This is a genomic window from Mycobacterium sp., from assembly GCF_052144515.1.
In the GTDB taxonomy this organism is placed as follows: Bacteria; Actinomycetota; Actinomycetes; order Mycobacteriales; family Mycobacteriaceae; genus Mycobacterium.
Window position 1 is genome coordinate 1 of sequence record NZ_JBKQQD010000339.1, and the last position, 13,628, is coordinate 13,628.

Here is a 13,628-nt window from a genome sequence, read left to right on the forward strand (position 1 = left end):
CCTGAGTTGGCCGCCCGTCGCCGGGCCTGGGCCCAATTGCCCAACTCCTCCTCACGCCGCACAGCGGCGCGCATCGTCGCCGGGCCTAGGCCCAATTGCCCAGCTCCTCCTCACGCCGCACAGCGGCGCGCATCGTCGCCGGGCCTAAGCTGGCACCCATGCGAATCGCGTTGGCGCAGATCCTCAGTGGCACCGATCCGACCGCAAATCTGGAGCTGGTCCGCGACTACGCCGGACAGGCCGCCGACGCCGGCGCGAAGCTGGTGGTGTTCCCCGAGGCGACCATGTGCCGGTTCGGCGTCCCGCTGGGACCGATCGCCGAGCCCCTGAACGGCCCCGACGGGCCCTGGGCAGACGGTGTCCGGCGCATCGCGACCGAGGCCGGCATCACCGTGATTGCCGGAATGTTCGCGCCCGCTGACGACGGGCGGGTGACGAACACGCTGATTGCGGCGGGCCCGGGCACCCCCAATCAGCCGGACGGCCACTATCACAAGATCCACCTCTATGACGCGTTCGGCTTCACGGAGTCGCGTACGGTCGCCCCCGGACACGAACCGGTCGTCATCACCGTCGACGACGTCCGGGTGGGACTGACTGTTTGCTACGACATTCGCTTTCCGGCGCTCTACACGGAGCTGGCCCGCCGGGGTGCCCAGCTGATCGCTATCTGCGCATCGTGGGGTTCTGGCCCCGGCAAACTCGAACAATGGACGCTGCTGGCCCGCGCCCGGGCACTGGACTCGATGAGCTACATTGCCGCGGCCGGTCAGGCCGACCCCGGCGACACCCTGACCAGCCCCGGTTCGGGCTCAGGCGCGCCGACCGGGGTGGGCGGCAGCTTGGTGGCGTCACCGCTAGGCGAAGTTGTGGCCTCCGCCGGCGCGAACCCGCAACTGGTGCTCGCCGACATCGACGTCGACCAGGTCGCGGCGGCCCGCGAAAGCATCGCGGTGTTGCGCAACCACTCAAGCTTTGCTCAGCTTGATAGGGCACAATCGCTTGGGTGACCAACCCGCAAGGACCACCAAACGAAGGCCCACCGCCGTGGGGGCCGCCCGGCAACCAGGGTCCGTTTGGCCAGCCGCAAGCACCCACCGAGCGGATGCGGCCGGGCGATCCCGGAGCTAGTCGCGCGCAGGAACCTCCGACTGCGGCCAGCCAGACCGGCCCGGCGCAGCAGCAGACTGAGCAGTTCGGAGCGGCCAATCCCAACCCACAGCGGCCCAGCTACCCGCCGCCGCCGGTCCCGCCCGCGGCGCCGACGAATCGGCTGGGGGCACCCGACGCCGAGCCGGCGCCGGCGAAAAAGAAACGCCGCCTTCGCGACCCGCTATCCATCCTGCTGGTGCTCATCATCGTGGTCTCGCTGCTCGTCGCGGGACTGATCGGAGCCGAGCTGTATGTCCGTAACCAGGCGAACAACAAGGTCGCCGAAGCGGTGGCGTGCGAGGTCAAAGACAAGGCCACCGCGAAGTTCGGTGTGGCGCCGTTGGTGTTGTGGCAGGTCGTTACGCAGCATTTCACCAACATCTCGGTGGAGACGGCCGGTAACCAGATCCGCGACGCCAAGGGCATGCAGATCAAACTGACCATCGACAACGTCCAGCTCAAGTCGACCCCCAACTCCAAGGGCACCATCGGCGCACTGAACGCCGACATCACCTGGACGTCTGAAGGCATCAAGGAGTCGGTGCAGAACGCGATTCCGATTCTGGGTCCCTTCGTCACCAACAGCGTGGTCACGTCCCCTGCCGACGGGACCATTGAATTGAAGGGCATGCTCAACGACATCAAGGCCAAGCCGGTGATCTCCGGCAACGGCCTGCGACTGCAGATCATCGACTTCAACACCCTGGGCTTCACCCTGCCCAAGGAGACCGTCCAGTCGACACTGGACGACTTCACCTCCAACCTGACCAAGAATTACCCGCTGGGCATTCACGCGGACAGCGTGCAGGTCACGTCGACCGGTGTGCAGAGCCACTTCTCGACCCAGAACGCCACCATCCCCGCCGGCGGCACCGCGGATCCCTGCTTCGCCAACATCTGACGCCTACGGGTCTGGGCTGAGCCCGTCGAGCACCGCCCGGGTGCCGGACAGGCCTAGCCGGGTGGCGCCGGCGTCGAGCATCGCGACCGCGACGGCGGCGGTGCGGATGCCGCCGCTGGCCTTGACCCCTAGTCGCCCGCCGACGGCGTCGGTCATCACCGCGACGGCTTCGACCGACGCCCCGCCGGCGGGATGAAACCCGGTCGAGGTCTTGACGAAGTCCGCGCCGGCGTCCTCGGCGGCGCGGCACACCTCCGCCAGCGTGCGTGGGCTTGCGTGTCCCAACAGCGCCGCCGACTCCACGATCACCTTGAGCACCGCCCCGGCCGCAGCGTCGCGTACCGCTGCGATGTCGCTCCGCACCGCGTCGATGTCACCGGCCAGCGCGGCCCCGATGTCGATGACCATGTCGATCTCACGGGCACCGGCTGCGACAGCCTGGGCCGCCTCGAGCGCCTTGACCGTGGATACGTGCTTGCCCGACGGAAAGCCCGCCACCGCGGCGATCCGCACGCCACCGGCTTGGACCGCGACCGGCACCATCGACGGCGAGACGCATACCGCGTAGACGCCCAGCTCGGCGGCTTCGGTGACCAGAGAGACCACGTCTGCGTCAGTGGCCTCGGGTTTGAGCAGCGTGTGGTCTACCAGTGCTGCCACCTGCGCGCGGGTGGGCTGGTGCGCCACTAGAACGCTTCCTCGGGGCCGCCGGGATTGCAGCCGGACGCCACCATCTCGGCATCGTCGACGACGGGCCGCCACGGTTCGAGGTTCCAGCTGGTCTTGCCGGGTTGCGCGATTTCGGCGAACTGCCAGTGGCAGATGAACTGCGCGCGCATGCCTGGAGTGTCGGCGTCCGGCGACCGTGCCAGCACCTCGGCCCAGGCCTCATCGGACGCGGCCCCACTAACCGAAGTCCCGGGCTGTCTGGCGGCCACCCGCGCCAACGGTGTCGGGTACACCCGCAGGCTGGTCAGACGTCCCCAGTGCTTCCACTCGGTGTGGTCGACAAACGGCGGGGAAAAGGTCGGGCCGGTTACCCCGGTGCCGGGATCAGCCAGCCCGGGCGCGGCGCCCAGCAGCGCGACAAGCACCGCCGCCGACGCGGCGACGACGGCTTTCATGCCGCTAGCGCGACTTACCTTGAATGTCCAGAAGTTTGGGCCGCACATCGACCAGATATATGCCGGCCGCACAGGCGGCTATCGCCATCCCGAATACGCCGATCAAGGTCAGTGCCGCGGCCACGCCGAGGATTATCAGCCACACCGGCTTGGTCAGCTTGTCGGCGGCGGTGTAAGCGTCGGTTCGCTGCATGGCCGCGTGCACAAACGCGTACACGGCCGTTACCAGGACGGCGAGCTGCAAGACCCGTAAAACGGTTTCCACGAGGGGAGGCACGTAACAAGCGTATGGGGGAGTGCCCAAAACGTCGACTCCGAGTTGCCCAGGTAACACGCGGGCAACTCGGAGTCGAGTGGGTGGACTACTTCTGGGTGACCTTCTTCGCCGCGGCCTTCTTCGCCGGAGCCTTCTTGGCTAAGGCTTTATTGGCCTTCTTGGCCGGGGCTTTCTTGGCCGGAGCCTTCTTGGCGGCCGGAGCCGGCGCCTTCTTGGGCAGGTCGATACCGACCAGCTTGGCGGCACGCTCGCCGACCGCGCGGGTCCGAGACGACACGGTGCCAAGCGCCTCCTGGGTCAGCTCGACGGCCTGGTCGACGGAGGCCTGGGCGCGGGCCGAGGCGTCTTCGAAGGTCGACTGGCTGCGCAGCCGGTCCAGGGCGGCCTCGCCGCGCTCGACCAGCTCGTTGTACCGGCTGGTGGCGGCCTCCAGGTAGCCCTCGGCGGCCTTGCGCAGCTCGTCAGAGGTAAACCGCTCGCGCAGCTCGCGCAGCTGCTCGGGCAGGTCCTCCTGCAGCTTGGTCAGGCGGGCGCGGCTCTCCTCGACCCGGCTGCGGGTGTCGCTGCGGGTCTCCCCGGCGCGGTCACGCAGGTCCGAGATCAGCTCGTTGACGGTGGCCAGGGCCAAGTCGGCCGCGCCCAGCGCTGCCAGCAACGGAGCCCGCAGGTCGTCGATGTTCGGGTTGTCAGCCATAGTTTTTCCTTTCCTGAATTTTCGTTATCGGCGTTATTACTGCTTTGGTCTAAAGATTGGGGCAAGCGTCGGCTCCTCGGCGAGAAGTTGTCAAGACCCACGGATTGACATGGCACGCGCTCGCAGGTGACCTCCTGATTCGTCGGGTCGGTTCATGGTCGGGTTCGTGGCGGGACCGGGCCGGGCCGGACCGGAGACGTCAGGCCGGGCGACAGCCGGCCGCGCCGTCGGTACCGATCGTCATCTCGGTGTTCTCCTCACTTATTGGGAAGCCGTGACCACCTGAGGCCGGAACCCCTCGTACGGGGTAACCAAGTGGCCGGCCATCTAGACATCGCCGACGTGATTTGCGCCATAGGTCACTCGTCTGTGCTCGAACCGTTGGCGGGGTCGGGCGGGGTGTCGAACTGGGTTTGACACTCCGCACGGATGGATTCGTTTTGGAAGGTGAACGACCCGTAGATGTCGAGCAGGACTTGCTTCTGCCGCTCTGTTATCGCGGTGTCGGTGATGATCGCGTCACGCACCGGGCTGGTCTCGCTTGGCTCGAGGATTCCAGCCCGCACGTAGAGCACCTCCGCGGAAACCCGCAGCGCCTTGGCGATCTGGGCCAGCACATCGGCGGACGGCTTGCGCAAGCCTCGCTCGACCTGGCTCAGGTACGGATTGCTGACACCGGCACGTTCGGCGAGTTGTCGCACCGAGACTTGCGCGTTTTCGCGTTGGCTCCTGATGAAGCCGCCGATGTCGGACGCCACTTCCGAAGCCGCTGTCGACACCTTGACGGAGAGCTTCTCCTCGGGTGCCATTGCGTGCTCCTGGGTCTATGCCGATGCCGACCGATGCCGACCGATGTTGACGCGCCCCAGACTACGGAGAAGTGCTTGCTTTTGCAAGCACTTGTTAGCGCACCTTAGAACAGCAGCTGCGCGGCCGCATAGATCCCCAGCCCCGCCAGGGCGCCTACCACGGTTCCGTTGATCCGAATGAATTGCAGGTCACGGCCCACATGCAGTTCGATCCGCCGGCTGGCTTCCTCGGCATCCCACCGCTCGATGGTGTCGGTGATGATCGCCGTGATCTCCACCCCGTACTGCGACACCAGATGCTCGGCCGCGCGTACCATCCAGTTCTCCACCTTGTCGCGCAGCTCTGCCTCGTCGCGCAGCGATTCCCCGATGCGCACCACGGTGTCGGTGATGCGGGTGCGCAACGTGCTGGACGGGTCGTCGACCCCTTCGAGCACCAGCCGTTTGAGCGTCTTCCACGCCGTCGCGGCGGCGGTGGCGACCTCATCGCGCGCCATCAGCTGCTCCTTGACCGCATCGGCGCGCGCGACGGTGGCCGGGTCGTGCTGGAGGTCGTCGGCGAACTCAAACAGGAAGCGGGTTGCCGACCGTCGTAGTTCGTGGTCGGGGTTGCGCCGCACCTTGTCGGTGAAGTCCATCAGCTCGCGGTGGATGCGGTCGCCGACGAGATGGTCGATGAACCGCGGTGACCAGGTCGGCGAGTCACGCTCCACGACCCGCTGAATGACCTCGCCCGCGTTCAGCGACCACTGGAACGCCCGGTCGGCCAGCAACTGGATCAGGGCCTCCTGCCTGTTCTCGGCCAGCATGGTCGACAGCACCCGGCCCACCGGCGGACCCCACTGCGGCTCGGCGATGCGGCGCACGATCATCCGGTCGATCACGTGCTGGACGTCCTCGTCACGCAGGAGTTCCACCAGCACCCGCAGCACGGTCGCCGTCTCGCTGGCGACCCGTTGGGCATGGGAGGCATCTGACAGCCACTTGCCGAGCCGACTGGGCACCTGCGCGTCGCGCAGCTTGGTCTCGACGACCGCCGCCGACAGGAAGTTCTCCCGCACAAAGGTCCCCAGCCCCTCACCCAGCTGGTCTTTCTTGCGCTTGATGATCGCGGTGTGCGGGATCGGTATGCCCAGCGGATGCTTGAACAGCGCGGTCACGGCGAACCAGTCCGCCAGGGCGCCCACCATGCCGGCCTCCGCGGCAGCACCGACATAACCCACCCAGACGGCGGCGGCGCCGTGGGCCTGCGCCCACCGGCAGGCCAAAAAGACGCAGCTGGCACCGACCAGAAAGCCCAGCGCCACCATCTTCATCCGGCGCAGCGCCACCCGCCGCTCGGCATCGGCCTCCGGATCGGCCCCGGCAAACGATTCCGCGAACGACGCACGCACCGCGCCCGCCGCCTCCAGTGCGGGGGTCGACGTGTCCGGCGGGGACGCCGGCGCACCCGGCGCTCCGCCTCTCACTGGGGCCCTGTGTGCCACTACACCATCATGTATTGCCCGGGCCCGGTTTTGCGACGACAACATCCGCAACCCGCGCAGGTGCCGCCGAAACAGGAGACGAGCCGCCGGAAGCCGTAGTATCGAGGCGTCTAATGAATGGGAAATCGGCGACGGTGGCAGAGCAAATCCCGGCTGTGACAGCGAAAACGGATGGCCGTAAGCGGCGCTGGCACAAACACAAGGTCGAGCGCCGCAACGAGCTGGTGGACGGAACCATCGATGCGATTCGCCGCCAGGGGCGTTTCCTGAGCATGGATGAGATCGCGGCCGAGATCGGCGTCTCCAAGACAGTGCTGTACCGCTACTTCGTCGACAAGAACGACCTGACGACGGCCGTCATGATGCGGTTCACGCAGACCACGCTGATCCCCAACATGGCCGCCGCTCTGACATCGAACCTGGACGGCTTCGAACTGACCCGCGAGGTCATCCGCGTGTACGTCGAAACCGTCGCCAACGAACCCGAGCCGTATCGGTTCGTGATGGCCAACAGCTCGGCCAGCAAGAGCAAGGTGATCGCCGACTCCGAGCGGATCATCGCCCGCATGATCGCGGTGATGATGCGCCACCGCATGCAACGGGCCGGGATGGACACCGGCGGCGCGGAGCCGTGGTCCTACCTGATCGTCGGCGGGGTGCAGCTGGCCACCCACTCGTGGATGTCGGACCCGCGGATAAGCCGCGACGAGCTCATCGACTACCTGACCATGCTCAGTTGGAACGCACTGTGCGGGATCGTCGAGGTCGGCGGATCGCTGGAGAAGTTCCGCGAGGAGCCGCATCCCTCGCCGATCGTCCCGCCCCGGACTTCAGATGCTTGAGCCTAAGGTGAGCGCCGGCTCACGGCTGAGGTCGTGGGCGTACGCACTGCGCACCACCAACCCACCCCCTGACGGACCCATCGACGCCGTCACCCGCTGGCTTGTCGTGACTCGCGCGGCGCTGCTGCCGATGACGCTGTTTTCCGGCCTGGTGGCGGCGCTGCTGGCGGTCGGCAAACCCGGGCTGGACTGGCGCTGGCTGGTGCTCGCGGTGCTGGGAATCACGCTGGCACACACCGCCAACAACCTGATGAACGACCTGTACGACACCAAGGTCGGCACCGACAGCGCCGATTACCCGCGCGCGCTGTACGCGCCGCACCCGGTGCTGTCCGGGCTGGTCACCCGCCGCACCCTGGGCATGGCGATTCTGCTGGTGAACATCGCCGATCTGGCGATCCTCGTGACGCTGGCATGGGCTCGCGGCTGGCCCGTGGTGGCCTTTGCGCTCAGCGGGTTCGCACTGAGCGTCGCCTACACGGCGCCACCGCTGAGACTGAAGAAACGCGGACTGGGAGAACCCGACGTTTTCATCGTCTGGGGTCCACTGATGGTGTGCGGGACGTATTACTCCGCGGTGGGCGCGATCGGTTGGGATGTGGTGCTGGCGTCGCTCCCCTATGGGCTCCTGTGCACCACCGTGCTGATGGGCAAGCACATCGACAAGATTCCCTACGACGAGCCGCTCGGCATCCGGACGCTGCCGGTCCTGCTCGGCGAGGCGCGGGCCCGCGTGGTGACGCTGGCGATGATGGTCGGCTTCTACGTGCTGGTCGCCGCGGCCGTCGCGGCGGGGGCGATGCCGTGGCCCGCATTGGTCGCCGCGTTGGCGCTGCCCCGGCTGGCGAAGGTGTGGCCATATTTCCGGCGCCCGAGGCCCGAGGAGCCGCCACCGAAGTTTCCGGTGTGGCCGTTGTGGTACGCTGCGCTGGCGTGGCTGCACGTGCGTCAGGCGGGTGCGTTACTCGTGGTGGGACTCGCGATCGGCGCCGTGTTGCGCGCACTCCGACTCCACCTGATGTGACCAAAAGCAAGCGCGCGAAGGCGACTAGCGCCGCCCGAACGGCTAGCATGCTGGGAATGCATCGGGGGCCCCGCCAGAGTGCATCGTTCGCGACGCCCTGAACGGCCACCGAGAAACAGAAAGGCTCTTCCCGCCATGGCCGTGCAGCTCACGCCGCATTTTGGCAACGTCCAAGCCCATTACGACCTCTCCGACGACTTCTTCCGGCTTTTCCTGGACCCCACCCAGACCTACAGCTGCGCCTACTTCGAACGTGACGACATGACACTGGAGGAGGCCCAGATCGCCAAGATCGACCTGGCGCTGGGCAAGCTGAACCTCGAGCCCGGGATGACGTTGCTGGACATCGGCTGCGGCTGGGGCGCCACCATGAGACGCGCCATCGAGAAATACGACGTCAACGTCGTGGGCCTGACGTTGTCCCAGAACCAGGCCAGCCACGTCCAGCAGGCGTTCTACCAGCTGGAAACCGCTCGGTCAACGCGGGTGTTGCTGGAGGGCTGGGAGAAGTTCGGCGAGCCGGTTGACCGCATCGTCTCGATCGGTGCGTTCGAACACTTCGGCCGCCAGCGCTGGGGCCACTTCTTCAAGATGGCCCACCAGGTGCTGCCGACCGACGGCGTCGCGCTGCTGCACACCATCACGCGCCCCACTTTCAAAGACGCCAGGGCGCAAGGCAATCCGTTGACCCACGAAATCGTGCACTTCACCCAGTTCATCCTGGCCGAGATCTTCCCCGGCGGCTGGCTGCCGACACCCCCGTCGGTCGAAGAGTACGCCGACGCGGCGGGCTTCAAGCTGACCCGGGTGCAGTCGCTGCAGCTGCACTACGCGAGGACCCTGGAGTTGTGGGCCGCCGCGCTCAAGGCCAACAAGGAGAAGGCCATCGCTATCCAGTCCAAAGAGGTCTACGACCGGTACATGAGGTACCTGACCGGCTGCGCCAAGCTGTTCCGCCAGGGGTACACCGACGTCAACCAGTTCACACTGGAGAAGTAACCGCGCGGGCTACTTCACGCAGGTGAATTGACCGACGTCGCTGATGCCTTTGCGGAAGAAGTTCTCGCACCCGGTGAGATAGTGCATGTAACGGTCGTAGATCTCTTCCGACTGGATGGCGATGGCCTTCTCCTTGTTGGCCTCCAGGTTTGCCGCCCAGATCTTCAGGGTGCGCTCGTAGTGCTCCTGCAGTAATTGCACCCGTTCGATCGTGAACCCGGACTCGGCCGCCAATTTGAATAGATCTTCCTGCGCCGGCAACTGTCCGCCCGGGAAAATTACCTCGCCAATGAATTTCATAAATCGGATGTCGTTCATCGTTATGCTGACGCCGCGTTCAACCTGCTGCTTCTGGGTGTAGGCCAAAATCGTGTGCAGCAGCATGCGGCCGTCATCGGGCAGGATGTCGTAGGCGCGCTGGAAGAATGCGGGATAGCGGTCATACTTGAACGCTTCGAAAGCGCCGATGGTGACGATCCGGTCGACCTTGTCCTCGAACTCTTCCCATCCCTGGAGCCGCACCTCGACGCTGCGCTCGGTGGGGATCTTGGCCAGTTTGGCCTTGCTGTACTCGAACTGGTTGCGGCTCAGGGTAATTCCGATGACGTTGACGTCGAACTTCTCGATCGCCCGGACCAGCGCGCCGCCCCAGCCGCAACCGATGTCGAGCAGCGTCATCCCAGGCTCGAGGTTGAGCTTGCCCAGCGCCAAGTCGAACTTCGCGTTGGACGCCTCTTCCAGCGTCATGTCGTCACGCTCGAAGTACGCGCACGTGTACGCCATCGTCGGGTCTAGGAACAACGCGAAAAACTCGTCCGAGACGTCGTAAATCGATTGCGACTCTTCGTAATAGGGCCTTAGCTGGGTCATGCTCGGAAGATACCTCTCGTTTCTCGATTCTCACGCGCAGCGCGGCCGGGGCCGCTCAACCGTTTCAATAACTATTAGTAGGTATAGAAACCCTGACCGGACTTCTTGCCCAGCAGACCCGCCTCGACCATGCGCAGCAACAGCGGCGGCGGACCATAGTGCGGCTCTTTGAATTCCTCGAACATCTTGTCCGCGATCAGTTTCAGGGTGTCCAGGCCGACCAGATCAGACAGCCGCAGCGGACCCATCGGATGCGACAGCCCGGCGACAACGGCCTTGTCGACGTCTTCGGCGGTCGCGAACCCGGCCTCGACCATCCGGATCGCCGACAGTAGATAAGGAACCAGTAGCGCGTTCACCACGAAGCCGGACCGGTCGGAGCAACGCACCACCTGCTTGCCGAGCACCGCGCTGGCGAACACTTCGGTGCGGGCTGCGGCGGCATCGTCGGTGACGAGCGTGGTGACCAGCTCGACCAGCGGCAGCACCGGGACGGGATTGAAAAAGTGCAAGCCCAGCACGCGCTGCGGGTTCTTGGTCGCCGCGGCGATCTTCATGATCGGGATGCTCGAGGTGTTCGACGCGAGTACCGCGTCGGGATCGGTGATAACCCGGTCGAGTTCCGAAAAGATCTGGGCCTTGACGGCCTCGTCCTCGACGACGGCTTCGATCACCAGTTGCCGGTCGGCCAGGTCTTTGAGGTTGGTGGTGAAGGTCAGCTGGTCGAGCGCGCGGTCGCGCTCGCGCTCGGTCACCTTGCCCGCGCTGACGCCGCGCTCCAGCGATTTCACGATGCGGTTGCGTCCCGCGGTGATCAGCGCTTCGGTGGTCTCGAACACCGTGACGCCGACGCCGGCGCGGACGGCGACCTCGGCGATACCGGACCCCATCTGCCCGGCCCCGATAACGCCAACGCGCTGGATCGCTGCGTCGCTCACTATCTCTCTCTCGTCGTATTGGCATGCAGTGCAATAGGCCCCGCCCAGGGTCGCTGGGCGGGGCCTATGCTGTCAACTTCTATTGAGTGACCTGCGCCACTCGTGGCCAAGTCCCTTAGTGGAACTGACCCTCTTCGGTGGAACCGGTCAGAGCAGTCGTCGAGGAATTCGGGTCGACCGTGGTGGCGATGCGGTCGAAGTAACCGGCGCCGACCTCACGCTGGTGCTTGGTCGCGGTGTAACCGCGCTCCTCGGCGTCGAACTCGCGCTCTTGCAGCTCGACGTAGGCGCTCATCTGGTTGCGGGCGTAGCCGTAGGCCAGATCGAACATCGAGTAGTTCAGGGCGTGGAAGCCGGCCAGCGTAATGAACTGGAATTTGAATCCCATTGCGCCAAGGTCCTTCTGGAACTTCGCGATGGTGCTGTCGTCAAGATGCTTCTTCCAGTTGAACGACGGCGAGCAGTTGTAGGCCAGCATCTGGTCCGGGAACTCGGCCTTGACGCCCTCGGCGAACTTCGCCGCCAACTCGAGGTCCGGGGTGCCGGTCTCCATCCAGATCAGGTCGGAATACGGCGCGTAGGCCTTGGCGCGGGCGATGCACGGCTCCAGGCCGTTCTTCACCCGGTAGAAGCCTTCCTTGGTCCGCTCGCCGGTGATGAACGGCTGGTCACGCTCGTCGACGTCGGACGTGATCAGCGTGGCCGCTTCGGCGTCGGTCCGGGCGATGACAACGGTCGGAGCGTCGCAGACGTCGGCGGCCAGGCGCGCCGAGGTCAGCGTGCGGATGTGCTGCTGGGTCGGGATCAGCACCTTGCCGCCTAGGTGGCCGCACTTCTTCTCCGAGGCCAGCTGGTCCTCCCAGTGCGAACCGGCGACACCGGCGGCGATCATCGCCTTCTGCAGTTCGTAGACGTTGAGCGCGCCACCGAAGCCGGCCTCGCCGTCGGCGACGATCGGCGCCAGCCAGTTCTGCACCGAGGTGTCACCCTCGACCTTGGCGATCTGGTCGGCGCGCAGCAGCGCGTTGTTGATCCGGCGGACGACCTGTGGCACCGAGTTGGCCGGGTACAGGCTCTGGTCGGGGTAGGTGTGGCCGGACAGGTTGGCGTCACCGGCGACCTGCCAACCCGACAGGTAGATGGCCTTCAGGCCTGCGCGCACCTGCTGGACGGCCATGTTGCCGGTCAGCGCGCCCAGCGCGTTGACGAATTCCAGCTCGTGCAGCTGGTCCCACAGCACCTCCGCGCCGCGGCGGGCCAGGGTGGACTCCTCGACAACACTGCCTTGCAAAGCCACGACGTCCTCGGCGGTGTAGGTACGAGTGACGTCCTTCCAGCGCGGGTTGGTGTCCCAGTCGTGCTGGATCTGCTCGGCGCTCTTAGGCGTGCCAACGTTAGACATTGGGTTGCTCCTTAACGGTTTTCCTCGTGATACCGACGCCTGACCGCCCTTTCGGCGGTTGCCAACGGCGCATCTTCACTGCTGTGCTAACTCGACGATGGCACAGCGTGTTCCCACCTGGCCAGCCATTTCAATTGCCAATTTCGGCCACGACTTTTGCTGATTTTGCAAATCTTGCAAAGGCGGCTTTTGGCTTAACCGTTTCAGAAGCTACCGGCGGGTAATTAGAATTCGCAGGTCAACGGGCGATTTACCGGGACGCTTGTCCGATTAGAGTGCGAACAGCGCCGCGACGGCTTTCGTCTCGTCACCAACCGCATATGTGAGCGTGATAACAGGGCGGTCGGCCAGGCCGGCACCGAATTGGTCGGTCGAGCCGGCCGGGTGAACGTGCGAGATGACGTCCAACTTGTCGCCCAGCGCCATCGGCGCCTCGTGCTCGATCGTCACCCGCAACGGTGCCGCCAGCAGCTCGGGGTGAGACGCCAGGTAATCCTCGATGACGCTCCAGTACACCGAGTTGTTCACGTGGTCGAACAGGTCGATGTCGGTGACGCGGACCGGGAACTCGTGGATTTCCGTCGCTTCGGACCGTTGGTCCCGGCTGCCCGGCTTCAGGTAGCCCTTCCACCGCAGCCGGTTCACGGAAGTGGTCCGGAACAGGCCCTCCAGGAAGTCGTCGGCGATGCGCGCCGGCATCTCGGTTTCCTTGTTCACGTGGATCCAGAACGCCTCGGATTCGATCAGGCCGCCGTTGCGTCCGTCGATGCGGACCCGCATCTCACACCAGCGGTTCGAGGTGCCCGAACACCAGCGCCGCATCCGCAGCATGTCGCGGAACTCGATCGCGCGGATCAGGTCGACCATGGTGCGCCGGACGATCCACAGCGGATGGGTCTCCTCGAAACCCATCTCGCGCAGCTGGTCCTGGCCGATGTCCTGGATGTGCCGGCAGGCCGCGTCCAAGCGAAGCCGGCCGGTGCGGTCGATGTCACCCATGCGCAGCGGCCATTCGCGGTCGAACACATCGGGGTGGCCGTCGGGCACCGGCATCATTTCTTTGTCCAGGCTCACGGCTTGGCTCCCCATTCCCTCCTCGTTGGCGCCCC

15 protein-coding genes are annotated in these 13,628 nt (G+C 65.6%); 5 read left to right on the plus strand and 10 right to left on the minus strand.

All coding sequences use genetic code 11. The features are described 5' to 3' along the window. Positions 1-158 precede the first annotated feature (158 nt). Both ACLP9N_RS22455 and ACLP9N_RS22460 read left to right on the plus strand, forming a co-directional pair. A complete protein-coding gene (locus tag ACLP9N_RS22455; RefSeq protein ID WP_442409460.1) occupies positions 159-1,010 on the plus strand; it encodes a carbon-nitrogen hydrolase family protein in 852 nt (283 codons plus the stop codon). Beyond that, the gene (locus ACLP9N_RS22460; protein WP_442409461.1) at positions 1,007-2,053 is read left to right on the plus strand and encodes an LmeA family phospholipid-binding protein; all 1,047 of its coding nucleotides are present in this window, start codon (positions 1,007-1,009) and stop codon (positions 2,051-2,053) included. Before ACLP9N_RS22455 ends, ACLP9N_RS22460 begins: the two co-directional genes overlap by 4 nt. Before the next feature lie 3 nt (positions 2,054-2,056). Here ACLP9N_RS22460 and deoC read toward each other — a convergent pair whose 3' ends face one another. The 6 genes from deoC to ACLP9N_RS22490 form a co-directional block, all read right to left on the minus strand. Then, positions 2,057-2,740: a deoxyribose-phosphate aldolase gene (gene deoC, locus ACLP9N_RS22465; RefSeq protein WP_442409462.1), complete on the minus strand. Its 684-nt coding sequence runs from the start codon at positions 2,738-2,740 to the stop codon at positions 2,057-2,059. After that, positions 2,740-3,177, minus strand: a complete 438-nt coding sequence (locus tag ACLP9N_RS22470) for a DUF2599 domain-containing protein (RefSeq protein WP_442409463.1) — start codon at positions 3,175-3,177, stop codon at positions 2,740-2,742. The genes deoC and ACLP9N_RS22470 overlap by 1 nt, the downstream gene beginning before the upstream one ends. 4 nt (positions 3,178-3,181) lie before the next feature. Next, complete coding sequence (locus ACLP9N_RS22475) at positions 3,182-3,454, minus strand: DUF2516 family protein (protein WP_442409464.1); 273 nt, start codon at positions 3,452-3,454, stop codon at positions 3,182-3,184. A gap of 85 nt (positions 3,455-3,539) precedes the next feature. Then, the gene (locus tag ACLP9N_RS22480) at positions 3,540-4,148 is read right to left on the minus strand and encodes a heparin-binding hemagglutinin (protein WP_442409465.1); all 609 of its coding nucleotides are present in this window, start codon (positions 4,146-4,148) and stop codon (positions 3,540-3,542) included. 359 nt (positions 4,149-4,507) lie between these two features. Next, positions 4,508-4,957 (minus strand): helix-turn-helix domain-containing protein, encoded by a 450-nt coding sequence (locus ACLP9N_RS22485; RefSeq protein WP_442409466.1) that lies wholly within the window; start codon positions 4,955-4,957, stop codon positions 4,508-4,510. Positions 4,958-5,061: 104 nt separating this feature from the next. Further along, positions 5,062-6,489, minus strand: a complete 1,428-nt coding sequence (locus ACLP9N_RS22490) for a DUF445 domain-containing protein (RefSeq protein ID WP_442409467.1) — start codon at positions 6,487-6,489, stop codon at positions 5,062-5,064. Positions 6,490-6,578: 89 nt separating this feature from the next. Between ACLP9N_RS22490 and ACLP9N_RS22495 the strand changes: the two genes are divergently transcribed. From ACLP9N_RS22495 to pcaA, 3 genes are all read left to right on the plus strand, one after another. Then, positions 6,579-7,286, plus strand: a complete 708-nt coding sequence (locus ACLP9N_RS22495; RefSeq protein WP_442409468.1) for a TetR/AcrR family transcriptional regulator — start codon at positions 6,579-6,581, stop codon at positions 7,284-7,286. Continuing rightward, entirely contained in the window at positions 7,279-8,310 is a 1,032-nt protein-coding gene (locus ACLP9N_RS22500; protein WP_442409469.1) for a prenyltransferase, read from the plus strand. The genes ACLP9N_RS22495 and ACLP9N_RS22500 overlap by 8 nt, the downstream gene beginning before the upstream one ends. A 135-nt stretch (positions 8,311-8,445) precedes the next feature. Further along, positions 8,446-9,309 carry a cyclopropane mycolic acid synthase PcaA gene (pcaA, locus tag ACLP9N_RS22505; protein WP_442409470.1) on the plus strand — a complete coding sequence of 288 codons (864 nt, stop codon included), beginning with the start codon at positions 8,446-8,448 and terminating at the stop codon, positions 9,307-9,309. Positions 9,310-9,318: 9 nt separating this feature from the next. Here pcaA and ACLP9N_RS22510 read toward each other — a convergent pair whose 3' ends face one another. The 4 genes from ACLP9N_RS22510 to ACLP9N_RS22525 form a co-directional block, all read right to left on the minus strand. Further along, the gene (locus ACLP9N_RS22510; protein WP_442409471.1) at positions 9,319-10,179 is read right to left on the minus strand and encodes a cyclopropane mycolic acid synthase family methyltransferase; all 861 of its coding nucleotides are present in this window, start codon (positions 10,177-10,179) and stop codon (positions 9,319-9,321) included. Positions 10,180-10,253: 74 nt separating this feature from the next. Beyond that, complete coding sequence (locus tag ACLP9N_RS22515) at positions 10,254-11,117, minus strand: 3-hydroxybutyryl-CoA dehydrogenase (protein WP_442409472.1); 864 nt, start codon at positions 11,115-11,117, stop codon at positions 10,254-10,256. Positions 11,118-11,232: 115 nt separating this feature from the next. Beyond that, entirely contained in the window at positions 11,233-12,519 is a 1,287-nt protein-coding gene (gene aceA, locus ACLP9N_RS22520) for an isocitrate lyase (protein WP_442409473.1), read from the minus strand. A gap of 270 nt (positions 12,520-12,789) precedes the next feature. Further along, on the minus strand, positions 12,790-13,593 hold the full coding sequence (locus tag ACLP9N_RS22525) for an acyl-ACP thioesterase domain-containing protein (protein WP_442409474.1): 804 nt from the start codon (positions 13,591-13,593) through the stop codon (positions 12,790-12,792). Positions 13,594-13,628: the final 35 nt, after the last annotated feature.